We start from the raw sequence: 25,976 nt of genomic DNA on the forward strand, positions 1-25,976 counted from the left end.
CGCCGTTGATTCAGAGATACAGACCCGTGGAGTCCTCCGACCCCTCGAACCGGTCCGCCGCCACGGCGTGCAGATCGCGTTCCCGCATGAGCACGTACGCGGTGCCGCGCACCTCGACCTCGGCCCGGTCCTCCGGGTCGTACAGGACGCGGTCGCCCGGCTCCACCGTCCGTACGTTCTGCCCGACCGCCACCACCTCGGCCCAGGCCAGCCGCCGCCCGACCGCCGCCGTGGCGGGGATCAGGATGCCGCCGCCCGACCGCCGCTCGCCCTCACTGGTGTCCTGCCGCACGAGCACGCGGTCGTGCAGCATGCGGATGGGCAGCTTGTCGTGGTGGGTGCTGGGGACATTTCTGTTGGCGCTCACGCCTTCGAACCTACCTGCCTTTTACGCCTGCGTACGCGACCGGGTCAGCTCTTGCGGCGCCGGGTGCCGAATGCGAGCAGCCCCACGACCCCGACGGCAAGGAGCGCGACCGGCACGATGCGCTCGACCCGGGGCGCGCCCTCCTCGTCCACGAACTGCGCCCGCACCTCGCTCACCACGCGGTTGACCTGGACGTAGGCGCGGCCGAGGGTGTGGTCGACATTGGCGACGACCTTCGCCTTGGCGTCGCCCACGATCGTCTTCGGATGCACCCGCACCCCGATCTCGTCCAGCGTCTCGGCCAGCACCTCGCGACGGCGCTTGATGTCCGCCTCGATCTGCGCCGGGGTTCTGGTGTCCGACGTCTCCGCCACCGTACGGCCTCCGAAGTCTTCGATGCTGTGTCTTCGATGCTGTTCTGGACAGTCTGTCAGCTTCGCACGCCGCCGCACTGTCAGGACCCCCCGTTACTCTGGTCCGATGAGCGAGCGACTCCAGCCCGGGGACGTGGCCCCCGACTTCACCCTGCCCGACGCCGACGGCAACGAGGTGTCCCTGGCCGACCACAAGGGCCGCAAGGTCATCGTGTACTTCTACCCGGCGGCCCTCACCCCCGGCTGCACCAAGCAGGCCTGCGACTTCACGGACAACCTCGAGGTCCTGGCGGGCGCGGGCTACGACGTGATCGGCATCTCCCCCGACAAGCCGGAGAAGCTGGCCAAGTTCCGCGAGAAGGAGTCCCTGAAGGTGACCCTCCTCGCCGACCCCGACAAGCAGGTCCTGGAGTCGTACGGCGCCTTCGGCGAGAAGAAGCTGTACGGCAAGACGGTCGTCGGTGTCATCCGCTCCACGGTCGTAGTCGACGAGGAGGGCAAGGTCGAACGCGCCCTCTACAACGTGAAGGCGACGGGCCACGTGGCAAAGATCATCAAGGATCTGGGCGTCTGACCGCACTGCCCGGCCGCTAGCATGGCCGGGCAGCACCGGGCGGCCGTGGTGGAATTGGCAGTCACGCTGGGTTTAGGTCCCAGTGGGGTAACTCCCGTGAGGGTTCGAGTCCCTCCGGCCGCACCAGCTCCTTACCGACCGAGCAACTCCCTTACGACGGGCACCAGGGCGCGGAACGCCTTGCCCCGATGGCTGATCGCGTTCTTCTCCTCGGGGCTCAGCTCGGCGCACGTCCGCGACTCCCCCTCCGGCTGGAGAATCGGGTCGTATCCGAAGCCGTTGGTGCCGCTGGGCGCGTGGCGCAGGGTGCCGGTCAACCGGCCCTCGACCACCCGCTCCGTCCCGTCCGGCAGCGCGATAGCCGCCGCGCAGGCGAAGTGGGCGCCGCGGTGTTCGTCGGCGATGTCCGAGAGCTGGGCCAGCAGAAGGTCCAGATTGGCCTTGTCGTCGCCGTGGTTGCCCGCCCAGCGGGCGGAGAAGATGCCGGGGGCTCCGCCCAGGACGTCCACGCAGAGGCCGGAGTCGTCGGCCACCGCCGGCAGGCCGGTGGCCCGGGCCAGGGCGTGTGCCTTGAGGAGGGCGTTCTCGGCGAACGTCACGCCCGTTTCCGGGACATCGGGGATCTCGGGGAACGCGTCGGCGCCGACCAGCTCGTGCGGCAGGCCTGCGTCGGCGAGGATCGAGCGGAGCTCGGTGATCTTTCCGGCGTTGCGGGTGGCGAGGATCAAGCGGGTCATGGGGTTCAGTATCCCTGGCCCCACGACCTGCCCCGCGGGGTGCGGACCTCTGGGGCTCGCTACGGGTGCGGATCCGTGGTGCTACGGGGTGCAGACCTTGGTCAGTTCGCCCGCCGCGTCCGTGACCGGGCCGATGTCCGGGGTCTCGTCGCCGTTCTTGATCGCCTGACGGACGTTGTCGACCGCCTTACGGAGGTCGTCGACCGCCTTGTTGACATCGGCGTTGTCCGTCTTGTCGCCGATCTTGTCGAGGTTCTTCTGGATCGAGTCGAGGGACTCGTCGGTCTGCGTCGGGTCGTTGGCCGCGTTCTCCACCGCCTGCTGGAGATCGGTCACGCTGTCCGCGATGGAGTCGGCGGTCTGGACGCAGTCCAGGGCCTTGTTGACGGCGTCGCAGCCGGTGGTGAGGCCCGCGGTGAGCGCTACGGCGGCCACGGTGGCGGCGATGGCGGTGATACGGCCTCGACGTCGGTGTCGGCTCGCGCCCATGGTGTTGGTCCCTCTCCCTCGTCGGCCGGGCGCACGGCGGTATGCCGTGCGCCCGTACCGATAGGGACGCCGGGGAGGCCGACCGGGTTGCCGTCCGCCGCCTCGTCTTTTGGTGCTCCCTTTACTTATGTTTCTTCTACTTCTGCCACTTCTTCTACTTCTGTTCCACCGTCTTCTTACTTCTGTTCCAGCGTCGCTTCCAGTGCCGCGCGCTGGAGGAGGGAGAGCTCCGTGCAGCCGGTCACGGCCAGGTCGAGCAGGGCGTCGAGCTCCTCGCGGGCGAAGGGCTCGGCCTCGGCGGTGCCCTGGACCTCGACGAAGCGGCCGTCGCCGGTGCAGACGACGTTCATGTCGGTCTCGGCCTTCACGTCCTCGTCGTAGCACAGGTCGAGGAGGGGGACTCCGCCGACGATGCCGACCGAGACCGCGGAGACCGTGCCGGTCAGCGGCTGGCGGCCGGCCTTGATCAGCTTCTTGCCCTGGGCCCAGGTGACCGCGTCGGCCAGTGCCACATAGGCGCCGGTGATGGCCGCCGTGCGCGTGCCGCCGTCGGCCTGGAGGACGTCGCAGTCCAGGACGATGGTGTTCTCGCCGAGGGCCTTGTAGTCGATGACCGCCCGCAGGGAGCGGCCGATGAGGCGGGAGATCTCATGCGTGCGCCCACCGATCCGGCCCTTGACGGACTCGCGGTCGCCGCGGGTGTTGGTGGCGCGGGGCAGCATGGCGTACTCCGCGGTGACCCAGCCCTCGCCGCTGCCCTTGCGCCAGCGCGGGACGCCTTCGGTGACCGAGGCGGTGCAGAAGACCTTGGTGTCGCCGAAGGAGACGAGGACGGAGCCCTCGGCGTGCTTGCTCCAGCCACGTTCGATGGTGACCGGGCGGAGCTGATCGGGGGTGCGGCCGTCGATTCGAGACATGGCGACGAGCCTAGCCGCACATGAGGAAGGGGCCCCTCCCACATCGGAAAGAGCCCCTTCGAGGTGAGCGGCGCGGCTCACATCATGTCTTCGATCTCCGCGGCGATCGGGTCGGCGTCGGTGCCGATGACGACCTGGATGGCCGTGCCCATCTTGACGACGCCGTGGGCGCCGGCGGCCTTCAGGGCGGCCTCGTCGACCAGCGAGGGGTCGGAGACCTCGGTCCGCAGGCGGGTGATGCAGCCCTCGATCTCCTCGATGTTGTCGATGCCGCCGAGCCCGGCGACGATCTTCTCAGCCTTGGTGGCCATGATCCTTCTCCCTGATCCGAACCGCTTGTCGCAGTAACCCACAGTTGGCCTATCTTCGCGAGCGGTCATGTCGTACGTCCCGAATGATGGCGTTCACGACAGCGAAACCGTCCGAACAACTGGTCTACACCACCCTGGGGACGGTCGCCAAACCCGCCTCTTCGCCGAGCGGCCCGGAGGACGCGCATGAGTGCCGGAAGCAGCGCCGAAGGCACGGTCGGCTCCGCCCGCGCGCGCTGGAACGCCCTGTTCCAGGGCCTGCAGAAGATGGGCCGCAGTCTCCAGCTCCCCATCGCGGTGCTGCCGGCCGCCGGCATCCTCAACCGGCTCGGCCAGCCCGATGTGTTCGGCAAGGACGGTCTGGGCTGGACCGCCGTCTCGAAGGTGATGACGGGCGCGGGCGGCGCGCTGCTCGACGGCTCGCTCGGTCTTCCGCTGCTGTTCTGCGTCGGCGTCGCCATCGGCATGGCGAAGAAGGCGGACGGCTCGACCGCGCTGGCGGCGGTCGCGGGCTTCCTCGTCTACTACGGGGTGCTGCACCAGTTCCCCCAGCCCTGCCCGGAGGGCTCGAAGCAGGTCTCCATCGGCTGCCAGGTGTCCGACGGGACGGTGTCGACCTTCACCTTCCAGAACCCCGGGGTCTTCGGCGGCATCGTCCTCGGTCTGATGGCGGCGTCCCTCTGGGTCCGCTACCACCGCACCCGACTGGTGGACTGGCTGGGCTTCTTCAACGGGCGCCGGCTCGTGCCGATCCTCATGGCGTTCGCCGCCATCGTCTTCGCGGCGCTGTGCCTGTGGGTCTGGCCGCCGATCGGCGGCGCGCTGGAGAGTTTCAGCGACTGGCTGAGCGACTTGGGCGCGTGGGGTGCGGGGGTCTTCGGTGTGGCGAACCGGGCGCTGCTGGTCGTGGGGCTGCACCAGTTCCTGAACGTGCCCATCTGGTTCCAGTTCGGCAGCTACACCAAGCCCGACGGGACGGTCGTGCACGGCGACATCAACATGTTCCTGGCGGGCGACCCGAACGCGGGCCAGTTCACCTCGGGCTTCTTCCCGATCATGATGTTCGCGCTGCCGGCCGCCGCGCTGGCGATCACCCACTGCGCCAAGCCGCACCGCCGCAAGGAGATCGGCGGGCTGATGCTCTCGGTGGCGCTGACCTCGTTCGTCACCGGCATCACCGAGCCCCTCGAGTACTCGTTCCTCTTCGTGGCGCCCCTTCTGTATGTGGCGCACGCGCTGCTCACCGGTGCGTCGATGGCGGTGACCTGGGGGCTCGGGGTGCACGACGGCTTCAGCTTCTCCGCGGGCCTCATCGACTACGTCATCAACTGGAACCTGGCCACCAAGCCGTGGGCCATCATCCCGATCGGCCTGTGCTTCGCAGCGGTGTACTACGCGGTCTTCCGCTTCGCGATCACGAAGTTCGACCTGAAGACACCGGGACGGGAGCCGGAGGAAGAACGCGAGGACGTCACGAAGCTCTAGCCCGGCCGGTAACCCAAATCGTTACGGGAATCGCGGGTTCCTTATGCCGCCTTCATCGTGCTACAACAGGTCTACACCACTGAGTGGTGTAGACCACCACCCGATGGAGGAACCATGAGCACCGCCACCGCGTCCTCGGCGGCTCCCGCAAAGAAGCGGGGATCAGGTCTGTTCCAGGGCCTGCAGAAGGTCGGCCGCAGTCTGCAGCTTCCGATCGCCGTGCTTCCGGCGGCGGGCATTCTGCTTCGGCTGGGCCAGCCCGATGTGTTCGGCAAGGACGGCCTCGGCTGGAACAAGGTCGCGGCGGTGTTCGCCACCGCCGGCGACGCCGTCTTCAGCAACCTGCCCCTGCTGTTCTGCGTGGGCATCGCCATCGGCTTCGCCAAGAAGGCCGACGGCTCCACGGCGCTGGCGGCCCTGGTCGGCTTCCTGGTCTACAAGAACGTGCTGACCGCGTTCCCGATCACCGAGGCGAAGGTCACCAAGGGCGCGGACGTCGCCGCCACCTACAACGACCCCAAGGTCCTCGGCGGCATCCTGATGGGCCTGATAGCCGCGGTCACCTGGCAGCGCTTCCACCGCACCAAGCTCCCCGACTGGCTGGGCTTCTTCAACGGCCGTCGGCTGGTCCCGATCCTGATGGCCTTCATCGGCACCGGCGTCGGTGTGGTCTTCGGTCTGGTCTGGGAGCCCATCGGCAACGTCATCACCGACTTCGGCCAGTGGATGACCGGCCTCGGCGCCGTCGGCGCGGGTATCTTCGGCGCCATCAACCGTGCGCTGCTGCCGGTCGGTATGCACCAGTTCGTCAACACGGTCGCCTGGCAGGAGATCGGCTCCTTCAAGGACTCCTCCGGCACCGTCTGGCACGGCGACCTGCCGCGCTTCTTCCACGGCGACCCGACCGCCGGCCAGTTCATGACGGGCTTCTTCCCGATCATGATGTTCGCCCTCCCGGCCGCCGCCCTGGCGATCACCCACTGCGCCCGCCCCGAGCGCCGCAAGGCCGTCGGCGGCATGATGGTCTCGCTCGCGCTGACCTCGTTCGTCACCGGCATCACCGAGCCGATCGAGTTCGCGTTCATGTTCATCGCCCCGGTGCTCTACGTCATCCACGCGCTGCTCACCGCCCTCTCGATGGCGGTCACCTGGTCCCTGGGCGTGCACCACGGCTTCAGCTTCTCGGCCGGCGCGATCGACTACTTCCTGAACTGGGGCCTGGCCACCAAGCCCTGGATGATCATCCCGATCGGCCTGGTCTTCGCCGCCCTCTACTATTCGGTCTTCCGCTTCGCCATCACCAAGTGGAACCTCCCCACCCCGGGCCGTGAGCCCGAGGAGGAGCTCGAGGACCTCACGAAGGCGTGAGTCCCCGTACGGCATGACGAAGGCCCCGGAACCGGGCAGGTTCCGGGGCCTTCGCATGCGTATGGGGGGGTTCAGATCTGGTACGTCACCCTGGGCACCGCCAGTTCCACCGGGCCGTCGAAGACCTCGCGGGCGTCGGCGAGGTTGACCATGGGGTCGGTCCACGGGGGGATGTGGGTGAGGACCAGGCGGCGGGCGCCTGCCCGGGCCGCCGTCTCGCCCGCCTCGCGGCCGTTGAGGTGCAGGTCGGGGATGTTCTCCTTGCCGTGCGTGAACGCGGCCTCGCACAGGAACAGGTCGGTGTCCCGGGCCAGCGAGTCGAGCACCTCGGTGACACCCGTGTCGCCGGAGTACGTCAGCGACGTCCCGCCGTGCTCGATACGGATGGCGTACGCCTCCACGGGGTGGCGGACCCGCTCGGTGTGCACCGTGAACGGGCCGATGTCGAACGTCGACGGCTTGACCGTGTGGAAGTCGAAGACCTCGCTCATCGACGAAGCGGTGGGGGTGTCGGCGTAGGCCGTGGTCAGCCGGTGCTCCGTGCCCTCGGGTCCGTAGACGGGGATCGGGTCGCAGCGGCCGCCTTCGTGGCGGTAGTAGCGGGCCACGAAGTACGCGAGCATGTCGATGCAGTGATCAGCGTGCAGATGGCTCAGGAAGATCGCGTCGAGGTCGTAAAGACCGCAGTGGCGCTGCAGCTCGCCCAGGGCGCCGTTGCCCATGTCGAGAAGCAGCCGGAAGCCGTCGGCCTCGACGAGGTAGCTCGAACAGGCCGATTCCGCGGACGGGAACGACCCCGAGCAGCCGACGACGGTGAGCTTCATGAAGCAGAAACCTCCGTTGGCGGGAAATCCGGAAGTCCGGCGGACCGGAAGAAGGGGACCGAAAGGAGCGGACCGGAAGGAGAGGAAGGAGTCAGGAAAGGGGGCAGACGGGGGTCGTGCGATTCGTCGAGCGTAAGGCGCAAAAGGGCCGGTCGCTCCTCCGCCAGGGGCTGTTGTGGGCGAACTCACCTGCCAGGCGCCGCCATCCGAGTTACCTGACGTGCAGCCGTTCGACAAAGATCCGCGGGCATGCCGAGGGCACGCGTGCAGCAGCGAAATCACCGGAATCGAACATGTGACCGCCGTACGTGAGGCGGGCGCCTCACGTACGGCGTGTGAACCTGCCCCCGTGTCCGGCTAGCGGTTGACGGCCTGGATCTCCTGGACGACGACGTCCTGCTCGGCTCCGAACGTGCCGTCCGGCAGGCCCCGTTCGCCGTTCACGCCCGTACCGGTCCAGTGGATCTTCCAGGTGATGGTGGCCTTGAGCTTGTACGAGCCCTCGCCGGAGGAACGCAGGTACTTCACGCCGCACGGCGGCGTCTCGTCGGCCTTCCCCTTGGCGTACGCCTCGCCGATGCGGCCACCATTGTTCTGGCACACGCCGGACGCGGGGTACGTCGTGGCGTCGTCCGTGCCGGGCTCGATCTTCAGCGACACCGGTTCGGCGGTCGTGGTCGCCTCGATGCCGAGCACCGGGACGGACGCGGTGACGGAGACCGGCTTGAACTCGGCGGCATCCAGCCAGGCCCAGGTCGGCAGATTCACCTTCGTGGTGTCCTGCGGAGCGAGCTGGACCTTGGTCGAGGGGACGCGGATCTCGGCGTACGCGAGCTGAGCGAGGACCTCCGGCGTCACGGCCTGGGGGATGTCCGCCGGCGGAGCCTCACCCTTGTCCACCCAGAAGATGGACTTGTCACAGTCGAGCGCGCCCGGGTCGCCCTCACGTCCCGGCGTGACGTACGAGTCCCACCAGTAACCCTTGCCGGTCTTGTCCTTGTTGAAGTCCTTGTACGTGCCGGGGGTCTCGCCACCGTTCTCGTACTCGTCGCGCTGCTCCTGGTCCCACTGATACCCCGTCGACTCCTGGTCCCAGATCGACTGCAGGTATTTCTTCAGCTCGGCCGGGCTGTACTTGGGCGCGTAGTAACACGCGGGCGGGGTCCACGTGGTCGTGGACGTCACCGCTCCCACGGACGGCCCGGAACCGTTGTTTCCACGGTCGTAGACCACCGCGCCCGCGGTCGCGGAGAGCGTCCCGTCGTCGGTGACGTTGCCGTGCGGCGTCGGAGTGGTGTTCTCATTGCCCTCTCCACCGCGGCCACCGGCGTACGCGGCTTGCGGAGCAAGCACGCCCACGCAGACGAGCGACATCAACGCCAATGCGGTTACCGACCGCTTCACGGCTGGCACTGGTCAGCACCTCGCTTTGAAATGACCTTCGTGGTCTGCCACACACCGGCGGCGTTCTTGACGAGCTTGGTGTTGTACAGGACGTAGCTGTCGGACGTGGTCGGCGTCTTCTCGATCTTGCCCGTCTTCCGGTCCTTGAGGAAGGACTTGCTCTCGTCGGAGCAGTAGACGACGGCAGCGCTACCGTCGTCGCGGAACGTCACCTGCCGGTCGAAGTACCGAGTGGTCCCCTCCCAGGAACGACCGTCGTCCAAGTAGCCCTTGATGAAGGTCCTCGCGCTGTCCAACGCGCCTTCGGCGCTGTAGAAGCTCAAAGCCTTCGTGTTCACGGCCCCGCGGAAGATCGCGTCGTCCACGGAGTTGATGCGCTGAGCGTTGTCGGCGAGCACCGCGTCCTTCTTGGCGTCCCCTGTCTTCTGCCCCTCGAAAACGTTTCGGGCATCGGACGGGAACTTGATCGTCGGACGCCCAGCCGTATCCGCCGAGGACGCACTCGGCGACGGCGATGTTCCGCTCCCGGTGTCCGCGCCCGCGATCTTGTCCTTGTCCTTGTCCTTGGAATTGTCGTCGCCGCTCCCGCAGGCGGACAGCGACAGGGCCGCGGCGGCGGTCAGCGCGGCGACTGCGAGCAGTGTGGGGCGGCGGTTCACGGATGGCTCCCGGTGGGGCGAGGGTTCTCACGAGTGTGCCAACGCTATCGATGGGATCTGGCTGAGACCAAGCGGGTTCACGTCAAGGCCGGTCCCCAACCGGGCCGATCCGGGCAGAAGTTGCTGTGCCGTCGAGGGGTACTCCGCCCGCGAGCGGCCCAAAGTGATACGGAAGGTTGCCCCCAGCAGTCGAGTGGGAGGGCGCGCAATGGGCATCGCGCGCCGGTACCGTCGTTCACATGGACACGTCGTGGTGGCTCGCGCTGGTGGCGGTGGTGCTGCTCGCGCTGGTCGCCACGCTCGTCGACGGCTGGGGGCGCGGGCACCGTCCGCAGGGGCGCGGGAAGCGGCCGCCGGGCCGTCCGGAAGGGCCCCGGGGCCGTGCCGAGCGGCCGCGGCCCGGGGACATCTGGTGGGCGAACGTGCCGTTCGAGAACGGTCCGGGCACCAAAGACCGGCCATGTCTCGTTCTCGCCGTGCGCGGCAAGCGGGCGACGGTCGCGAAGATCACCAGCAAGTACCACGACGAACGCGCCGGAGTCATTCCGCTCCCGCCCGGCTCCGTCGGCGACGCCCACGGCCGCCCGAGCTTCCTGGAGACCGACGAACTGCGCCAGGTCCCGGTGTGGGACTTCCGCCGCCGGGTGGGCGTGGTCGACCCGGTCCTGTGGGACCAGGTAAGGCACCTCGCGGGCTGAGGCCGGCCTCAGCGCACCTGGACGGTGACCGTCCACTCCTCGATGCCCTTGCAGGACACCCGGCCCGGGCTCGGGCTCGCGGCGCACAGCGGGCGGGACGAGGAGAGCTTCGCGGTTCCGGGGGCCACCGCGTCGTAGGCGGCGACGGCGTCACCCGGCAGGATGACGATGCCCGGGTTCGCGGCCTTCAACGAGTCGCCGGTCACGGTGACCGGCTTCCAGGGCCGCTCCTCGGTTCCGTCCAGGGTGAGCCGGACCTGGCCGCCCTTCGGCATGCAGATGGTGCGACCGTTGTCGGCGGCGGTGAGCTGGAAGTGGCGGGCGCAGTCCGCGGCGGTCGCGGTCACAGTCGGGGACGGCGTCGTGGTCGGGGAGACGGTGCCTCCCTTGCCCGCGCCCCCTCCCTGCGAGCCGCAGCCCATGAGGAGGAGCGTCGCTGCCGCGACGGTGGTGACTGTCATGCGGTGGAGCGTCGTACGGCGCATGGGGGACCGCCTTTCCGCCGGGACCGGAGCTGATGCAGATGTGACGTTCCACCTGCGTCCGCGGATCCCGGAAGGACCCCGGCCGAGTCCGACGGCCGGGGTCCCCCGCTCAGCGGAACCGGATCAGCTGGTCGTCACGGCGGTGTCGTCCACGACGAAGCTGGTCTGCAGCGAGGAGTCCTCGACCCCGCTGAACTTGATCGTGACCGTCGAGCCCGCGAACGAGGACAGGTCGAAGGTCTTCTGGGATTGACTTCCGCTCCCCGGGCTAAAGCCCGGGGATTCCTACCACGGTCGGCTGACCGTCTCGGTGGGTTCCTAATGGGCAGCAGTTGGAGCCGGAGAAGCCTCGTCCTGACCCAGGTGGATGAACCCTGAAATCGAGAGTGGCTCGATGGTTCTGACTCCGATCGATGGCGGGAGGGACGGGTTGTACTCGTCGTGGGTTCCCGGGGCCAGGACCCCTTGAATGCAGAGTCGAGCCGCCGCTTCTCCCGCCGTCCCGGTCACGTTGCCGGACACCGGCGTCAGCACGATGCCCTCCGTTGATCCGGGCTTGAGCCCCTGAAAAAGACCGGCGGGTGCTGGCGCTCGTGGTCGGCAACGTGACCGATCACATGATCAGACCGTTGACGTTCATGGTCCGAGCCGCTCGCAGGGATCACCTCTGACCTGTTCAGGAGCCATCGAGCTCTTCTCAAGACTGAGGACCCTGCAGGTCGCTGGGGTCACGAACGGCTAATCGGATGACGGGCCATCGAGCCCTGCCATTAGGGAGACGCGTGCCCCGCACGGCTGTGACCAGCCAAAATACGCGACTCACCCGAGAGGACGTGAACCGTATTGAGCGTGTTCTGCGGCATCGACTGGGCCAGCGACCACCACGACGTCGTCCTGGTCGACAACGCCGGATCCTTACTGGACAAGGCCCGTATCGACGACAACGCCGACGGCCTGGCCCACCTCCTGCAGATGCTTACCGAGCACGGCGACAGCGCCGAAGCTCCCATTCCGGTGGCCATCGAGACCTCCCGCGGGCTGCTGGTCGCCTGCCTGCGCGCGACCGGCCGCCCCATCTACGCGATCAACCCGCTGGCCGCAGCACGCTACCGCGACCGGCATGCGGTCTCCCGCAAGAAGTCCGACCACCTCGACGCCGTGGTACTCGCGAACATCCTGCGCACCGACGCCGCCGCCCACCGCCAGCTGCCGGCCGACTCCGAGCTCGCCCAGGCAATCGCGGTCCTCGCCCGCGCTCAGCAGGACGCCGTGTGGGACCGCACCCAGGCCGCCAACAAGCTCACCTCGCACCTCCGCGCGTACTTCCCCGGCTTCCTCGCCTCCGTCGGCGTGCGCCGCGAGGGCGTCTGCCACCCCATCGCCCGCGTCCTGCTTGAAGCAGCAGGAGCACAACCTCGACGGTCCGCTCAGCAAGACCCAGGAGGCCCAGCGTCAGGAGGCCCTGAACCAGGTCATATCCGGCGAGGCCAAGGTCAAGGACCGCAACGGTTCGCAGGTCGTCCAGCTCAAGAGCAAGAAGGGCGACAGCAAGTACGTCGAGCTCGGCCGCGAGAAGACCGACAAGATCTTCACGATCCTGGTGGAGTTCGGCGATCAGACCGACCCGAAGTACGGCGGCACGGCCGGCCCGCTGCACAACAAGATAGCCGCGCCGGACCGGGCCAAGGACAACTCGACGGCCTGGCAGAAGGACTACAACCAGAAGCACTTCCAGGACCTCTACTTCGGCACCGGCAAGAAGACCGAGTCGATGAAGAAGTTCTACGAGAAGGAGTCCTCGGGCCGCTACTCGGTCGACGGCGAGGTCGCCGACTGGGTCAAGGTCCCCTACAACGAGGCCCGTTACGGCAACAACGCCTGCGGCTCCACCAACTGCCCGAGCGTGTGGAACGTCGTCAGCGACGGCCTGAACTCCTGGGTCGCCCAGCAGAAGGCGGCCGGCCGTACCGACGCCCAGATCAAGACGGACGTGGCGAAGTTCGACCAGTGGGACCGCTACGACTACGACGGCGACGGCAACTTCAACGAGCCCGACGGCTACATCGACCACTTCCAGATCGTGCACGCCGGTGAGGACGAGTCCGCGGGCGGCGGCGTCCAGGGCAAGGACGCGATCTGGGCCCACCGCTGGTACGCCTTCGGCACCGACGCCGGCGCCACCGGCCCCACGGGCAACAAGCTGGGCGGCGCGCAGATCGGCGACACCGGTGTCTGGGTCGGCGACTACACCATCCAGCCGGAGAACGGCGGACTCGGCGTCTTCGCCCACGAGTACGGCCACGACCTCGGTCTGCCGGACCACTACGACACCACCGGCGGCGACAACTCCACCGGTTTCTGGACGCTGATGTCCTCCGGTTCCTGGCTCGGCCGGGGCAAGGACTCCATCGGCGACCTGCCGGGCGACTTCAGCGCCTGGGACAAGATGCAGCTCGGCTGGCTGAACTACGACACGGCCAAGGCCGGCAAGCAGTCCACCCACAAGCTGGGCGTCGCCGAGTACAACACCTGGGACAAGCAGGCCCTCGTGGTCTCCCTGCCGGACAAGGCGGTCACCACCACCGTCGTGACCCCGGCCGAGGGCGCGTCCCAGTGGTGGAGCGGCAGCGGTGACAACCTCAAGAACACGCTGACCCGTTCCGTCGACCTCACCGGCAAGTCCTCGGCCACGCTGAGCATGGACGGCTGGTACGACATCGAGGCCAACTACGACTACCTCTACACCGAGGTGTCGACCGACGGCGGCGCCAACTGGACCGCGATCGACGGCACGGTGGACGGCCAGGCCATCCCGCGCGACGCCAGCAACGCCCCGGCGCTGACCGGCACGGTCGACGGCTACAAGAAGCTGTCGTACTCGCTGGACGCCTACGCGGGCAAGAAGATCGACGTCCGCTTCCGCTACGCGACCGACGGCGGCGTGGCCCAGAAGGGCTTCGCGGCCGACGAGATCACGCTGACCGCCGACGGCGCGACCGTGTTCTCCGACAACGCCGAGTCCGCGGACGCCGCTTGGACCGCGAACGGCTTCTCCCGCATCGGCGCGTCCTTCACCAAGGACTACGCGCAGTACTACATCGCGGAGAACCGCCAGTACGAGTCGTACGACAAGACCCTCAAGGTCGGCCCGTACAACTTCGGCTTCTCGACGACCCGTCCGGGCTGGGTGGAGCACTACCCGTACCAGAACGGTCTGCTGATCTGGAAGTGGGACACCTCCCAGGCGGACAACAACACCAGCCAGCACCCGGGCGCCGGCCTGGTCCTGCCGATCGACTCGCACCCGCAGGCGCTGAAGTGGGCCGACGGCACCCTGATGCGCAACCGCATCCAGGCGTACGACTCGCCGTTCAGCCTGTACGGCACGGACGGCATGACGCTGCATCTGGCGGACAAGGCGACCAAGATCAAGTCGTCGAAGGGCGTGCCGGTCTTCAACGACCACACGAGCACCTACTACGACGAATCGAACCCGACCGGTGGCGTCAAGATCACTGACACCAACACCAAGATCAAGATCGTCAAGGAGGCCAAGAACGGCTCCACGATCTTGCTCCAGGTCGGACCCGCGGTGAAGTAGTCCGCGTTTTCGCAGGTCAGAAGCGTATCGGCGGTGACCCCCTGGCGGGTTGCCGCCGATCGTGTTTAGGTGCGTCCTGTGGTCCTCTTATTGACACCGACGCACACGGGGGTGTGACCGCATGGCCGCAGGAGGTTTCTGCAAGCTGCCGAACGGCACGGTGGTGGTGGCACTGAACCTGCCCCGCCCCACCGCCGACGGCTCCGGCAGCGTGCGCGTTCTCGTCCACGCCCACAACCGCGCCCGCGCCCTGACGCGGCTGCGCAACCTGGGCATGCGCGCGGTCTACCTGCGGGGCAACGCGGCCCCGCCGACCCCGGACGAGATCACCGCGGTCCTGCACCACCCGGACGGCCTGATATGGCGCACGGCTCCCGACAACGGTGTCCCGGCACTCGATCCCGAACCGGTGACCGAGCTGTGGCGCCCGATCAGGGCCCTGCTGAGACGGCAGCCGACACCGCAGCCGACACCGCAGCCGACGCCGCAGCAGACGGTCCGGACGACGGTGCAGACCTAGGCGACGACGGGCTTGCCCGACAGGTCCACGCCTGCCTCCCGCAGCTCCTCCAGGGCCCGCTCGGTGGTGTCCTCGGCCACCCCCGCGGTGAGGTCGAGCAGGACGTTCGTACGGAAACCCTCCCGCACGGCGTCCAGCGCGGTGGCGCGTACGCAGTGGTCCGTGGCGATGCCGACCACGTCCACTTCGTCGATGTCCCGGGCCCGCAGCCAGTCGCCCAGCGAGACGCCGTTCTCGTCCACGCCCTCGAAACCGCTGTACGCGGCCGCGTACGCCCCCTTCTCGAAGACGGCCTCGACCGCGCCGGAGGCGACCGCCGGGGCGAAGTTCGGATGGAAGCCCACGCCCTCCGTCCCCGCGACGCAGTGCGCCGGCCAGGAGCGGACGTAGTCGGGGTTGTCCGCGAAGTGGCCGCCGGGCGCGATGTGGTGGTCGCGGGTGGCCACGACATGCCGGTAGCCGGCGGGGGCCTGCCCGATCAGCTCGGTGATGGCGGCGGCCACATCGGCACCCCCGGCCACCGCGAGGCTGCCCCCCTCACAGAAGTCGTTCTGCACGTCAACGACGATCAAGGCGCGGCGCATGGTCGGTGTCCTTCGACTGGGGTCCCCCCGCTCGTGGAGCCCGGGGGAGAGTGAACTTACGAGCCTAGAGACTTCGGCGGCTGTCGGGGAGGGGGCACCTGCTCTAGCTACCCGACTCCCCGTGGACGTACTCCGTCTGAAGGACGGGTTCCCCTCTGGACAGCTGGGTCGCGGACAGCGGCAGGTTGGCGCGGGCGGCCGTGTGCCGGTCGCGGACCACGTCCAGCGGCTCGCGGGCGACGACCTCGCCCCCCTTGACCAGCTCGACGAGCAGCTGCCTCTCGACCAGGTCGGCGGGCATCGGCCCGGTGCCGACGACCTCGGCCTCCGCCACCCCCTCCGCGTCCAGCCGCCGCGCGGCCCATTTGCGGCCGCCGATGGAGGTCTTGCCGCCGGTGGACTTCTTCGCCACCGGCACCAGCGGCGCCCCGGGGTCGGTGGACTCGGCGCGGGCGACCAGCTTGTAGACCATCGAGCAGGTCGGATGCCCGGAACCGGTCACCAGCTGCGTACCGACGCCGTACGCGTCCACGGGCGCGGCGGCGAGCGAGGCGATGGCGTACTCGTCGAGGTCCGAGGTCACGACGATCTTCGTGCCGGTGGCGCCCAGGTCGTCCAGCTGCTGCCGCACCCGGTGCGCGACGAGGAGCAGGTCGCCGGAGTCGATGCGCACCGCGCCCAGCTCGGGTCCGGCCACCTCCACGGCCGTACGGACGGCTTCCGCCACGTCGTACGTGTCCACGAGCAGCGTGGTGCCCCGGCCCAGGGAGTCGACCTGGGCCCGGAAGGCGTCCCGCTCGCGGTCGTGCAGCAGGGTGAAGGCGTGCGCGGAGGTGCCGACGGTCGGAATGCCGTAGCGGAAGCCGGCCGCCAGGTCCGAGGTGCTCGCGAAACCGCCGAGGTAGGCGGCCCGTGAGGCGGCGACGGCGGCCAGCTCGTGGGTGCGGCGGGCGCCCATCTCGATCAGCGGCCGGGTCCCGGCGGCCGAGGACATGCGGGAGGCGGCGGCCGCGATCGCGGAGTCGTGGTTGAGGATGGACAGGATCACGGTCTCCAGGAGCACGCACTCGGCGAAGGTGCCCTCCACCCGCATGATCGGTGAGCCCGGGAAGTACACCTCGCCCTCGGGGTAGCCCCAGATGTCACCGCTGAAGCGGTAGCCGGCCAGCCACTCCAAGGTCTCCTCGTCGACGATCTGCCGCTCGCGCAGGAAGCCGAGGACGCCCGCGTCGAACCGGAAGTTCTCGACCGCGTCCAGGACGCGCCCGGTGCCCGCCACGACGCCGTAGCGGCGGCCCTCGGGCAGCCGACGGGTGAAGACCTCGAACACGCTGCGCCGTTCGGCGGTACCCGCCTTGAGGGCGGCCCGCAGCATCGTCAGCTCGTACTGGTCCGTGAAAAGCGCCGTCGAGGGAACGCCCACCCGTCGCCCACCACCGCCCTTGTGAGGAAGCGCTTCGCGCCCTTCTTCTGGCAGCCCAAGGTCCGCTGTGTTCATGGCAACCGATGGTACCCCCATTTCGTCAGTGTGACGATTTATGGCGTGCGTGGCAGCATGGGCCCTGTGACGTCACCCGCTCCCGTAGAGATCGAACGCACCGAATCGGCGGAAGAGACCTTCGCCGTACCCGAGCCCGACGTCCCCTGGGTCACGATCGTCCACAACGACCCGGTCAACCTCATGAGCTACGTGACCTATGTCTTCCAGGCGTATTTCGGGTACACGAAGGACAAGGCAACCAAGCTCATGCTCGACGTTCACCACAAGGGCCGGGCGGTCGTCTCCAGCGGCAGTCGCGAGGAGATGGAACGCGACGTGCAGGCGATGCACGGTTACGGCCTGTGGGCCACCCTCCAGCAGGACCGGAAGTAGCGAATCTCCTCCATGCCCGGAACCTTCGAACCGCTCCCCGGCGGCGGCGCGGCCGTCGCGCTCGACGACGTCGAGATCTCCATCATCCGGTCGCTGGCCGTCCAGCTCCTGGAGCTCATCGGTCCCGGCCCCGGCGCGGAGGCCCCCGAGGACCCGCTCGCCGAACTGTTCGCCGAGGGCCCGAGCGAACCGCCCGCCGACCCGGTGCTGCGCCGGCTCTTCCCGGACGCCTACAGCGACCCGGAGCTGGCCCCGGACTCGCCGAAGGACGCCGAGGAGCAGCGGGCCCACTCCGCGGAGTTCCGCCGCTACACCGAGAACGACCTGCGGGCCGGCAAGCGCGAGAGCGCGCTCGCGGTGATCGGCTCGCTGGACGCGCTCGCCCCGGTGGGGGAGGAGGGCGCGGTCCTCAAGCTCTCCCCCGAGGAGTCCCGGCGGTGGCTGGGCGCGCTCAACGATCTGCGTCTGGCGATCGGCTCCCGGCTGGAGATCACGGACGAGGACGACACCGATCTGCTCTACCGGCTCCCCGACGAGGACCCGCGCAAGCCGATGGTGATGGCGTATCTGTGGCTGGGCGGACTCCAGGAGACTCTGGTCGCCACCCTTATGCCCTGATTCGAACCGGTCACGCGTTCGCTCAGAGGACGCTCAAATCCGGATAACGATCGCGTCACCAGTGCGGCCTGGTATGCCCCCTACGGGTGCTCTTTGTCCGCTTCTTCCTGTGCCGTGCGCCACAGCGGGCAGAGTCGATCAATGTTGCGGCCGTGATAGATCTTCACGACCGCCCGGCGAACACCACCCATGTTCGGCCGGGTGCGCCACCGAGCCGGCGACCGCCGGCCAGGCAACAGCTCCATCAATCCGGGGGGATCGAAACCCGATCCGAGGCCGACTCGAGGCCCGGTTCGGCATGGAGAAAGGCGCACACAACTCATGACCTCCGCTCAGGTCGACACGGAGAAGACCTCCGAAGAGGGTTACGAGCGCGGACTCGGCAGCCGCCAGGTCCAGATGATCGCCATCGGCGGCGCCATCGGCGTCGGCCTGTTCCTGGGAGCCGGGGCGAACATCGCCAAGGCCGGTCCCAGCCTCATCCTGATGTACGCCCTCGCGGGCGCCATCGTCTTCTTCATCATGCGGGCGCTCGGCGAGCTCCTGCTGTACCGCCCGGTCTCGGGCTCCTTCGCGGAGTACTCCCGCGAGTTCCTCGGCCCGTTCTTCGGCTACTTCACCGGCTGGACGTACTGGCTGATGTGGGTCGTGACCGGCATGGCCGAACTGACGGCCGCCGCGATCTACGTCCACTACTGGTTCCCGCACATCCCGCAGTGGGTGACCGCCCTGGTCTTCCTGGTGATCCTCTTCGGGGTCAACCTGATCTCCGTGAAGGTCTTCGGCGAGCTGGAGTTCTGGTTCTCGATGGTCAAGGTCACCGCCCTCATCGGCATGATCGTGATCGGCCTGGGCGTGCTGACCTTCGGCTTCAGCTCCGCCGGTGACACCGCCGCGGTGTCCAACCTCTGGCAGTTCGACGGCTTCTTCCCCAAGGGCATCGGCTCGTCCCTGATGACCCTGCAGGGCGTCATGTTCGCCTACCTCGCCGTCGAGTTGGTCGGTGTCACGGCCGGCGAGTCCGAGGACCCGGAGAAGACCCTCCCCAAGGCGATCAACACCCTGCCCTGGCGTATCGCCCTCTTCTACGTCGGCGCCCTCACCGTCATCCTGTGCGTGGTCAAGTGGACCGAGTTCGCGCCCGGCGTGAGCCCCTTCGTCGCCGCCTTCGCCAAGATCGGCATCCCGGCCGGCGCCGGCATCGTCAACTTCGTGGTGCTCACCGCCGCCCTGTCGTCCTGCAACTCCGGCATGTACTCCACGGGCCGCATGCTGCGCACCCTGGCCGACAACGGCGAGGCCCCGCGGGTCTTCAGCAAGCTGTCGTCCACCAAGACGCCCGCCTTCGGCATCACGGTCTCGGTCCTCTTCATGGGTATCGGCGTGATCCTGAACTACATCGTCCCGGAGAAGGCCTTCGGCTACGTCATGTCCGTCGCCACCGCGGCCGGCATCTGGACCTGGCTGATGATCCTGATCAGCCACGTCCTGTACCGCCGCGCGGTCGTCGCGGGCCGGCTGCCCGCCTCCGCCTTCCCGGCGCCGGGCGGCGCGGTGTGCAGCTGGATCGCCATCGTGTTCCTGCTCTTCGTCACGGGCCTGATCGCGTACGACGCCGACTCCCGCGTCTGCCTGTACGTGATGGCCGGCTGGGCCGCCGCCCTCGGTGTCGGCTGGGCCGTGCTCAAGGCCCGCAACCCTCAGGTCACCGAGCGCCGCGAGCCGGTGCTCGAGAAGGTCGGCTGACCTCACCCCAGGGACGTCCGGCCGCGGGGAGCACTCGTGGCGCCCCCAGCGGCCGCCGCTCAGGGCGTCCGGCATATGGGCCGCCCCGTACCAGCCTTCGGTACGGGGCGGCCCTCTGCTTATCCTGACCGACATGCTGACCATCACCCAGGCCCTCCACGACCAGATCGTCGCCCATGCCCGCAAGGACCACCCCGACGAGGCGTGCGGCGTCGTCGCGGGCCCGGCGGGTTCGGACCGCCCCGAGCGCTTCGTCCCGATGCTGAACGCGGCCATGTCGCCCACCTTCTACGAGTTCGACTCGGGCGACCTGCTCAAGCTCTACCGGGACCTGGACGACCGGGACGAGGAGCCGGTGGTGATCTACCACTCCCACACGGCGACCGAGGCTTACCCGTCCCGCACCGACATCTCCTACGCCAATGAGCCCGGCGCCCACTACGTGCTGGTCTCCACGGCCGACACCGACGGCCTCGGCGAGTTCCAGTTCCGCTCCTTCCGCATCCAGGACGGCGAGGTCAAGGAGGAGGAGGTCAAGGTCGTGGAGGCCTACTGAGGGGAGGATCCCGCAGTTCGGTCAGAATTCATCCACGATGCGAGATCACACTCCAGGATCCGGACCGGGAATCGATACGATGAGCCCATGGTTCTGAACGACGTGAGCGAAAAGACGCCGGGCATGCTGCTCGTGGCGCGGCTGCACGTCGACCTGTGCAGGCTCGCCAGCGCCATCTGTTGACGCCGAACACTGCCGCCGTACGGCCGTGAGCCGCGGCACGTTTGACCGCGTACGAGTACGCCCCCCCCAGCGCCGCCGCGCGCCCCACCGACCTGACTACTTCCGACAGGAGCCCGCACCCATGGCCATCGAGGTCCGCATCCCCACCATCCTCCGCACGTACACCGACGGTCAGAAGGCGGTGGAGGGCAGTGGTGAGACCCTCGCCGAGCTGCTCGCCGACCTCGAGACCCGGCACACGGGCATCCATGCCCGGATCGTCGACGAAGGCAGGCTGCGCCGCTTCGTCAATGTCTACCTGAACGACGAGGACGTCCGCTTCCTCGACAACATCAACACCAAGCTGTCCGACGGTGACGCGGTGACGATCCTCCCCGCTGTCGCCGGCGGCATGGCCTGATCGGCCGCTGATCAGCGATGCGCTACGACTCCCCGCTGGCCGCGGTGGGCAACACCCCTCTGGTGCGCCTGCCGCGGTTGTCGCCGTCCCCCGAGGTCCGGATCTGGGCCAAGCTGGAGGACCGCAACCCCACGGGCTCGGTCAAGGACCGCCCCGCGCTGCACATGATCGAGCAGGCGGAGAAGGACGGCCGCCTGACCCCCGGGTGCACCATCCTGGAGCCCACCTCCGGCAACACCGGCATCTCGTTGGCCATGGCGGCCAAGCTCAAGGGCTACCGCATGGTGTGCGTGATGCCGGAGAACACCTCGCAGGAGCGCCGGGACCTGCTCGGCATGTGGGGCGCCGAGATCATCTCCAGCCCGGCAGCGGGCGGCTCCAACACGGCCGTACGCGTGGCCAAGGAGCTGTCGGCCGAGCACCCCGACTGGGTGATGCTCTACCAGTACGGCAACCCGGACAACGCGGGCGCCCACTACGCCACCACCGGCCCGGAGATCCTCGCCGACCTCCCCTCGATCACCCACTTCGTGGCGGGCCTCGGCACCACCGGCACTCTGATGGGCGTCGGCCGCTATCTGCGCGAGCACAAGCCGGACGTGAAGATCGTCGCCGCCGAGCCGCGCTACGACGACCTGGTCTACGGCCTGCGCAACCTCGACGAGGGCTTCGTACCGGAGCTCTACGACGCCTCCGTCCTCACCACCCGCTTCTCGGTCGGCTCGGCCGACGCGGTCACCCGTACCCGTGAACTCCTCCAGCAGGAGGGCATCTTCGCGGGCGTCTCGACGGGCGCCGCGCTGCACGCCGCGATCGGCGTCGGCAAGAAGGCCGTCAAGGCGGGCGAAAGCGCCGACATCGTCTTCATCGTGGCCGACGGTGGCTGGAAGTACCTCTCGACGGGCGTCTACACGGCCGCCACGACGGAGGAGGCCATCGAGACGGTCCAGGGTCAGCTCTGGGCATAGGGCTCATCAAGCAGCCGCCAGCCCCCTCTCACGAGGGGGCTAAACGCTGCCTATGGAGCGGCAAAGATCTTTCCGCGGTACTGCCGGGGTCCCCGCGCCGAGGCTACGGTCCTCGCGCACTCCCCTGAGTGTCATGCTCATGGCTGCACGGACCCCGCCGCTACCGGGTCTAATCGCAGTGCACCGGGCTTTGGCCCGGTGGTGAAGCGATTCTGAGAAGTGCTCTGACTTGCCTGTGCACATGGGTCCGCACTGTCGACCTCAGCTCAGACGGGCCGGTTCTGCTGCTCGATGTACTGTTTCACGATCGACAGAGGAGCCCCGCCGACCGACCCGGCGAAGTACGAGCCGGACCACAGCCGCTGTGCCCGCCAGTAGTGTCGGACCAGTTCCGGATACTCCTGGCGGAGCCTGCGGGAACTGACGCCCTTGAGGCTGTTGACCAGCTTGGACAGGGCAACTTTCGGCGGGAAGTTCACGAGCAGGTGGACGTGGTTGTTCTCGCCGTTGAACTCGACCAGCTCGCATTCGAAGTCGGCGCAGACGGCCCGCATGATCTCTTCCATGCGCGTCAGGTGGGCGTCATTGAAGACCTTGTGCCGGTACTTCGTCATGAAAACCAAGTGTGCGTGAAGAACGAAGACACAGTGTCGGCCGGTGCGGATGTTCTGATACTCAGCCATAAACCAACCGTAGTAGGGTCAGAGGTATGCAGCTGAGGTACAGCTTCCGCCTGTATCCGAATGGTTTTCAGCGCTCAGCGTTGGCCAGGGCGTTCGGGTGTGCGCGGGTGGTCTACAACGATGCGCTTCGCGCCCGTGAGACCGCCCGCGCCGCGGGCGAGGCGTTCCCGAAGACCGGGGAGCTGTCCAAACTGCTGATCACCGAGGCCAAGCTCACCGAAGAGCGCGCATGGCTCGGCGAGGTGTCCGCCGTCGTCCTCCAGCAGTCCCTCCGGGACCTGGACACCGCATACCGGAACTTCTTCGACGGCCTCAAGGGCAAGCGCCCGCGCATGGGAGCGCCCCGGTTCAAATCCCGCAAGGACAACCGGCAGGCCGTACGGTTCACCGCGAACGCCCGATGGAAGATCACGACCGGCGGGGACCTGTCCCTGCCGAAGATCGGCGACGTGCGGGTCAAGTGGTCCCGCAATCTCCCCTCCGTGCCGTCCACGGTAACCGTGATCAAAGACGCTGCCGGGAGATACTTCGCGTCCTTCGTCGTGGAGACCGGCCCCGAGACGCTGCCCGACGTGGCAGCCGCCGTCGGCATCGACCTGGGCCTCGGGCACTTCGCGGTCCTCTCCGACGGCACGAAGATCGACGCCCCGCGCTTCCTGCGCCGGGCCGAGAAGAAACTCAAGAGGGAACAGCGCCGCCTGTCCCGCAAGGCCAAGGGATCGAAGAACAGGGACAAGGCCCGCATCAAGGTCGCCCGCGCTCACGCGCAGGTGGCCGACGCACGGCGCGAGTTCCACCACCAGCTCTCAACGAGGATCATTCGCGACAACCAAGCGATTGCCGTTGAGGACCTGGCGGTGAAGGGGCTCGCTCGTACGCGCCTGGCCAAGTCCGTCCACGACGCGGGATGGTCCGCGTTCGTGACGATGCTGGAGTACAAGGCCGCGAAGTTCGGCCGCAGCTTCCTCCGCATCGGACGGTTCGAGCCGACCTCCCAGGTCTGCTCGCAGTGTGGCGTCAAGGACGGCCCCAAACCCCTGCACATTCGCGTGTGGGAATGCGGGGCTTGCGGGGCCGTCCTCGACCGGGACATCAACGCGGCGGTCAACGTCGCCAAGGCCGCCGGACTGGCGGTGTCAGCCTGTGGAGCGCAGGTAAGACGGGTACTCGTACCGGCCCAGCGCGGTGAAGCAGACATCCGATGCGGAAGAACTGTCAAGCGGCATCCGCTAGTTGAGTGTCTGATGGGGCGGCGAAGGCCACCGTTTCGCTGTAGTGGACGCGGTGGGTGAGGCAGTGGTGGAGGCAGCCGAGCATGCGGTTGAAAAGGTTGCGCTGAGCGGCGGTGTGGCGGTCTCCGGCCTTGCGGCGGCGGTCGTAGTGGGCTCTGGCGCCGTCTGAGTGGGCCATGGCGGCGAAGGCCCACACGTAGCCGACACCGGCCAGTCGCTGGTTCTTGACCCGGCGGGCAAGGACGGCCACGCTCTTGCCGGAGGCCCTGGTGATCGGGGCCGAACCGGCGTAAGCCTTGAGGCTTTTCGCGTCGGCGAAGCGGGATCGGTCGTCGCCGATCTCGGCGAACACCCGGGCGCCGCTGAGCGCGCTGAGCCCTGGGAAGCCGGTGATGATCTCGGCGTCCGGGTGCTGCTTAAAGACTCCATCGCGGCCTCGGCGAGGTCGTCGGCGCTGGCGCAGGCGGCATCCAGCTGCCGCAGCAGGGCGAGGGTCTGGCGGCCCATGGCCTCTTCGACCAGCGGGAGCTGGCGCATCTGCGGGGCGCGCAGCGCGGTCTGGAGACGCTCTGCCTCTGCATCGATGGTGTTCTTGCGACCGGCCTTCTTCAGCAACGACCGCAACTGGGCGCGGGTCAGCTGGGCGGCCTGGCCGGGGGTGGGGGCGGCCGCAACACCGGCGCCGGGTCGTGCCGGTTCGCGGCAGCGGACTTGGCCGTCGTGCCGGCCTCCGCCACGGCGAACGTCGAGAACGTGGCGGTGGCCGCCGCGAGTGCCACACCGATCGCGGCCGCTCTGAACGTCCAGGGTCTGCTGATCACTTGCTTCCTCCCCCGCGTCCGGGCACACGGAAGGGGGTCCTGGTCATGGAGGTCCGTGCGCGCCTGATCAACGCGTGTAGTCAAGTGACGACATTTGACTAGAGGTTTAAAAGAAAAGACAGACCTTGACTTGGACAGGACAAGTGCACTATGCGGAGCGGGAGTTCGCTTTACGAACGCCTCGCATACGACTTGACGGGCGCGCGAGTCCGTCCACTTGGCGGACCCCATGACTCCGTGCGCCCCCTGTGCACCGGTACCGTGGGTTAGGTCACGCTTACCGGCGGTTCCACTCGGGCATGCACGCGATTAGAGTCGAATGGTGGAACGCCCGGAAGTCGGCGGAAAGCCAGGCCGGTTACCCGTCTCACCCCCAATATCTTCCGAGGACACGATTGCCATGCCTCGTCCGACTGCCGCACAGCTCGCCTACGGTTCCTGCACCGTGATCTTCTCGACCCTCGCCATGCTGCTGCTGTCACAGACGAGTTCGGGTCTGGGGATCGCGGTCATCGCGTTCTCGGCTCTCGCCCTCGGGCTGCTGGTCGCCATGACGGTGCCACTGCCCAGGACTCGCACGGTCGCGGCACCGCAGCCCGCCCCGGTCGTCCAGCAGCGGGTGCCCGCACCGCGGGAGCCCGTGGCCGCCACGGTCGAGCCGATACGGGAGCCGAGCGCTCCCTGACAGCCGAAGACGGCGGGTCCGTGAGACGTACGGGCCCGCCGCCTGCTGTGTGGCGCCCGCTCAGCCGGTGCTGACCACCACGGTCTTGGCCGCCTTGTCGTGCAGGCCCTGCTTGTAGGGCTTGTCGAAGAAGCTCCAGCCGCCGGCGATCGCGGTCCAGATGCACGCGCAGCAGAAGGCGAACGGGATCCACAGGACCAGCGCGCGGGTCAGCGACGTCTGGGTGGAGGGCGTGGAGCCGTCCTCCAGGTCGGCCACCCGCATGCCCAGCCACTTCTTGCCGAGGGTCTGTCCCGTCTTGGCGATCAGGAGCGTGTCGTAGGCCACGTAGAGCACCGCGACGATGATCGACTGCGCGAACCCCTTGCCCACCTCGATCCGGTCGCTGCTCATCTGGAGCTCGTTCACCCGGAAGACCAGGGTGACCAGCCAGACGACGATGCCCACCAGGACCATGTCGATGATGCGGGCGAGCGTGCGCTTGCCGCTGTCCGCGAGCGGGGGCATGCCGGCCAGCGGGTCGGCGGGGGCACCGCCGCTTCCGTAGGGGCCACCGCCGTAGGGCGGCGGGGGCTGGCCGCCGGGCGGGACGTCGTAGGGCGAACCGGGACCCGGCGGTCCCTGACCCGACGGGGTGTCATAGGGCGAACCCGAACCAGGACCCGGGCCAGGACCCGGCGGTCCCTGGCCCTCGCCCTCGCCCGCTGGGGTGTCGTACGGCGAGCCCGCCCCCTGGCCCGGTGGGGGCTGCTTCCTGAACGGGTCTTCTTCCGGTGGCTGCTGTCCTGAGCCGGGGGGCGGTTCGGTGCTCATG

The 25,976-nt window shown here is 68.3% G+C and carries 30 protein-coding genes, 1 tRNA gene and 2 pseudogenes; 17 read left to right on the forward strand and 16 right to left on the reverse strand.

Going from position 1 to position 25,976, the window contains the following annotated elements; translation table 11 throughout:
- Positions 1–10 precede the first annotated feature (10 nt).
- Together N8I87_RS15410 and N8I87_RS15415 are read right to left on the reverse strand one after the other, a co-directional pair.
- Positions 11–313 carry a GroES family chaperonin gene (locus N8I87_RS15410; RefSeq protein WP_203634995.1) on the reverse strand — a complete coding sequence of 101 codons (303 nt, stop codon included), beginning with the start codon at positions 311–313 and terminating at the stop codon, positions 11–13.
- Positions 314–411: 98 nt separating this feature from the next.
- Positions 412–741 (reverse strand): DUF3618 domain-containing protein, encoded by a 330-nt coding sequence (locus N8I87_RS15415; protein WP_263209192.1) that lies wholly within the window; start codon positions 739–741, stop codon positions 412–414.
- Between the two features lie 106 nt (positions 742–847).
- Between N8I87_RS15415 and bcp the strand changes: the two genes are divergently transcribed.
- Positions 848–1,315: a thioredoxin-dependent thiol peroxidase gene (bcp, locus tag N8I87_RS15420; RefSeq protein ID WP_263209193.1), complete on the forward strand. Its 468-nt coding sequence runs from the start codon at positions 848–850 to the stop codon at positions 1,313–1,315.
- Positions 1,316–1,354: 39 nt separating this feature from the next.
- Positions 1,355–1,441 (forward strand) — tRNA-Leu (locus N8I87_RS15425).
- Positions 1,442–1,446: 5 nt separating this feature from the next.
- On the opposite strand, the gene rdgB is transcribed toward N8I87_RS15425, so the two are convergent.
- From rdgB to N8I87_RS15445, 4 genes are all read right to left on the reverse strand, one after another.
- Complete coding sequence (rdgB, locus tag N8I87_RS15430; protein ID WP_263209195.1) at positions 1,447–2,052, reverse strand: RdgB/HAM1 family non-canonical purine NTP pyrophosphatase; 606 nt, start codon at positions 2,050–2,052, stop codon at positions 1,447–1,449.
- An 81-nt stretch (positions 2,053–2,133) separates the two neighbouring features.
- Positions 2,134–2,541, reverse strand: coding sequence for a methyl-accepting chemotaxis protein (locus tag N8I87_RS15435; protein ID WP_263209197.1), 408 nt, complete (start codon positions 2,539–2,541; stop codon positions 2,134–2,136).
- Positions 2,542–2,717: 176 nt separating this feature from the next.
- Positions 2,718–3,458, reverse strand: coding sequence for a ribonuclease PH (gene rph / locus N8I87_RS15440; protein WP_263209199.1), 741 nt, complete (start codon positions 3,456–3,458; stop codon positions 2,718–2,720).
- A 77-nt stretch (positions 3,459–3,535) separates the two neighbouring features.
- Positions 3,536–3,769: a PTS sugar transporter subunit IIB gene (locus N8I87_RS15445; RefSeq protein ID WP_263209201.1), complete on the reverse strand. Its 234-nt coding sequence runs from the start codon at positions 3,767–3,769 to the stop codon at positions 3,536–3,538.
- A 186-nt stretch (positions 3,770–3,955) separates the two neighbouring features.
- Here N8I87_RS15445 and N8I87_RS15450 point away from each other — a divergent pair, with 186 nt between their 5' ends.
- Both N8I87_RS15450 and N8I87_RS15455 read left to right on the forward strand, forming a co-directional pair.
- Positions 3,956–5,254 carry a PTS transporter subunit EIIC gene (locus tag N8I87_RS15450; protein ID WP_263209203.1) on the forward strand — a complete coding sequence of 433 codons (1,299 nt, stop codon included), beginning with the start codon at positions 3,956–3,958 and terminating at the stop codon, positions 5,252–5,254.
- A 114-nt stretch (positions 5,255–5,368) separates the two neighbouring features.
- Complete coding sequence (locus N8I87_RS15455) at positions 5,369–6,622, forward strand: PTS transporter subunit EIIC (protein WP_263209205.1); 1,254 nt, start codon at positions 5,369–5,371, stop codon at positions 6,620–6,622.
- A 71-nt stretch (positions 6,623–6,693) separates the two neighbouring features.
- Here the strand turns inward: N8I87_RS15455 and N8I87_RS15460 are convergent, their stop codons facing one another.
- The 3 genes from N8I87_RS15460 to N8I87_RS15470 form a co-directional block, all read right to left on the reverse strand.
- Positions 6,694–7,446: an MBL fold metallo-hydrolase gene (locus N8I87_RS15460; RefSeq protein ID WP_263209207.1), complete on the reverse strand. Its 753-nt coding sequence runs from the start codon at positions 7,444–7,446 to the stop codon at positions 6,694–6,696.
- Between the two features lie 357 nt (positions 7,447–7,803).
- Positions 7,804–8,859, reverse strand: a complete 1,056-nt coding sequence (locus N8I87_RS15465; RefSeq protein WP_411577232.1) for a hypothetical protein — start codon at positions 8,857–8,859, stop codon at positions 7,804–7,806.
- Positions 8,847–9,509 (reverse strand): hypothetical protein, encoded by a 663-nt coding sequence (locus N8I87_RS15470; protein WP_263209210.1) that lies wholly within the window; start codon positions 9,507–9,509, stop codon positions 8,847–8,849. The genes N8I87_RS15465 and N8I87_RS15470 overlap by 13 nt, the downstream gene beginning before the upstream one ends.
- 239 nt (positions 9,510–9,748) lie before the next feature.
- On the opposite strand from N8I87_RS15470, the gene N8I87_RS15475 reads away from it, so the two are divergent.
- Positions 9,749–10,207, forward strand: a complete 459-nt coding sequence (locus N8I87_RS15475) for a type II toxin-antitoxin system PemK/MazF family toxin (RefSeq protein ID WP_263209212.1) — start codon at positions 9,749–9,751, stop codon at positions 10,205–10,207.
- Positions 10,208–10,215: 8 nt separating this feature from the next.
- Here N8I87_RS15475 and N8I87_RS15480 read toward each other — a convergent pair whose 3' ends face one another.
- The gene (locus N8I87_RS15480; RefSeq protein WP_263209213.1) at positions 10,216–10,668 is read right to left on the reverse strand and encodes a hypothetical protein; all 453 of its coding nucleotides are present in this window, start codon (positions 10,666–10,668) and stop codon (positions 10,216–10,218) included.
- A gap of 867 nt (positions 10,669–11,535) precedes the next feature.
- On the opposite strand from N8I87_RS15480, the pseudogene N8I87_RS15485 reads away from it, so the two are divergent.
- From N8I87_RS15485 to N8I87_RS15495, 3 genes and pseudogenes are all read left to right on the forward strand, one after another.
- A pseudogene (locus N8I87_RS15485) lies at positions 11,536–12,096 on the forward strand (IS110 family transposase); the annotation flags it as partial.
- Entirely contained in the window at positions 12,086–14,293 is a 2,208-nt protein-coding gene (locus tag N8I87_RS15490) for an immune inhibitor A (protein WP_263209215.1), read from the forward strand. The pseudogene N8I87_RS15485 and the gene N8I87_RS15490, both read left to right, overlap by 11 nt.
- 121 nt (positions 14,294–14,414) lie before the next feature.
- Positions 14,415–14,813, forward strand: coding sequence for a hypothetical protein (locus N8I87_RS15495; RefSeq protein ID WP_263209216.1), 399 nt, complete (start codon positions 14,415–14,417; stop codon positions 14,811–14,813).
- Here N8I87_RS15495 and N8I87_RS15500 read toward each other — a convergent pair.
- Positions 14,810–15,397 carry an isochorismatase family protein gene (locus N8I87_RS15500; protein ID WP_263209218.1) on the reverse strand — a complete coding sequence of 196 codons (588 nt, stop codon included), beginning with the start codon at positions 15,395–15,397 and terminating at the stop codon, positions 14,810–14,812. The two genes, N8I87_RS15495 and N8I87_RS15500, sit on opposite strands and share 4 nt — an antisense overlap.
- A gap of 103 nt (positions 15,398–15,500) precedes the next feature.
- Positions 15,501–16,895 carry a nicotinate phosphoribosyltransferase gene (locus N8I87_RS15505; protein ID WP_411577233.1) on the reverse strand — a complete coding sequence of 465 codons (1,395 nt, stop codon included), beginning with the start codon at positions 16,893–16,895 and terminating at the stop codon, positions 15,501–15,503.
- Positions 16,896–16,952: 57 nt separating this feature from the next.
- Here N8I87_RS15505 and clpS point away from each other — a divergent pair, with 57 nt between their 5' ends.
- From clpS to N8I87_RS15535, 7 genes are all read left to right on the forward strand, one after another.
- Positions 16,953–17,270, forward strand: a complete 318-nt coding sequence (gene clpS / locus N8I87_RS15510) for an ATP-dependent Clp protease adapter ClpS (RefSeq protein ID WP_263216486.1) — start codon at positions 16,953–16,955, stop codon at positions 17,268–17,270.
- A gap of 12 nt (positions 17,271–17,282) precedes the next feature.
- Positions 17,283–17,888 carry a DUF2017 domain-containing protein gene (locus N8I87_RS15515; RefSeq protein WP_263209221.1) on the forward strand — a complete coding sequence of 202 codons (606 nt, stop codon included), beginning with the start codon at positions 17,283–17,285 and terminating at the stop codon, positions 17,886–17,888.
- A gap of 321 nt (positions 17,889–18,209) precedes the next feature.
- Positions 18,210–19,634 carry an amino acid permease gene (locus tag N8I87_RS15520; protein WP_263209223.1) on the forward strand — a complete coding sequence of 475 codons (1,425 nt, stop codon included), beginning with the start codon at positions 18,210–18,212 and terminating at the stop codon, positions 19,632–19,634.
- Positions 19,635–19,767: 133 nt separating this feature from the next.
- Complete coding sequence (locus N8I87_RS15525) at positions 19,768–20,190, forward strand: M67 family metallopeptidase (protein ID WP_263209224.1); 423 nt, start codon at positions 19,768–19,770, stop codon at positions 20,188–20,190.
- Between the two features lie 87 nt (positions 20,191–20,277).
- Positions 20,278–20,373: a putative leader peptide gene (locus N8I87_RS44020; protein WP_317633465.1), complete on the forward strand. Its 96-nt coding sequence runs from the start codon at positions 20,278–20,280 to the stop codon at positions 20,371–20,373.
- A gap of 121 nt (positions 20,374–20,494) precedes the next feature.
- Positions 20,495–20,773, forward strand: coding sequence for a MoaD/ThiS family protein (locus N8I87_RS15530; RefSeq protein WP_263209226.1), 279 nt, complete (start codon positions 20,495–20,497; stop codon positions 20,771–20,773).
- A 17-nt stretch (positions 20,774–20,790) separates the two neighbouring features.
- Positions 20,791–21,741: a PLP-dependent cysteine synthase family protein gene (locus tag N8I87_RS15535; RefSeq protein ID WP_263209227.1), complete on the forward strand. Its 951-nt coding sequence runs from the start codon at positions 20,791–20,793 to the stop codon at positions 21,739–21,741.
- 266 nt (positions 21,742–22,007) lie between these two features.
- Here N8I87_RS15535 and tnpA read toward each other — a convergent pair whose 3' ends face one another.
- Positions 22,008–22,424, reverse strand: coding sequence for an IS200/IS605 family transposase (gene tnpA / locus N8I87_RS15540; RefSeq protein ID WP_263209229.1), 417 nt, complete (start codon positions 22,422–22,424; stop codon positions 22,008–22,010).
- 26 nt (positions 22,425–22,450) lie between these two features.
- On the opposite strand from tnpA, the gene N8I87_RS15545 reads away from it, so the two are divergent.
- Positions 22,451–23,716: an RNA-guided endonuclease InsQ/TnpB family protein gene (locus tag N8I87_RS15545; RefSeq protein ID WP_263209231.1), complete on the forward strand. Its 1,266-nt coding sequence runs from the start codon at positions 22,451–22,453 to the stop codon at positions 23,714–23,716.
- Here the strand turns inward: N8I87_RS15545 and N8I87_RS15550 are convergent.
- Both N8I87_RS15550 and N8I87_RS15555 read right to left on the reverse strand, forming a co-directional pair.
- Positions 23,640–24,337: pseudogene (locus tag N8I87_RS15550) on the reverse strand (transposase); the annotation flags it as partial. The gene N8I87_RS15545 and the pseudogene N8I87_RS15550 sit on opposite strands and share 77 nt — an antisense overlap.
- Positions 24,292–24,477, reverse strand: coding sequence for a hypothetical protein (locus tag N8I87_RS15555; protein ID WP_263216981.1), 186 nt, complete (start codon positions 24,475–24,477; stop codon positions 24,292–24,294). The pseudogene N8I87_RS15550 and the gene N8I87_RS15555, both read right to left, overlap by 46 nt.
- Positions 24,478–24,877: 400 nt before the next feature.
- On the opposite strand from N8I87_RS15555, the gene N8I87_RS15560 reads away from it, so the two are divergent.
- On the forward strand, positions 24,878–25,162 hold the full coding sequence (locus tag N8I87_RS15560) for a hypothetical protein (RefSeq protein WP_263209233.1): 285 nt from the start codon (positions 24,878–24,880) through the stop codon (positions 25,160–25,162).
- 60 nt (positions 25,163–25,222) lie between these two features.
- Here the strand turns inward: N8I87_RS15560 and N8I87_RS15565 are convergent, their stop codons facing one another.
- Positions 25,223–25,975 (reverse strand): RDD family protein, encoded by a 753-nt coding sequence (locus tag N8I87_RS15565; RefSeq protein ID WP_263209235.1) that lies wholly within the window; start codon positions 25,973–25,975, stop codon positions 25,223–25,225.
- Position 25,976: the final 1 nt, after the last annotated feature.

The organism is Streptomyces sp. HUAS 15-9, from assembly GCF_025642155.1.
Taxonomy (GTDB): Bacteria; Actinomycetota; Actinomycetes; order Streptomycetales; family Streptomycetaceae; genus Streptomyces.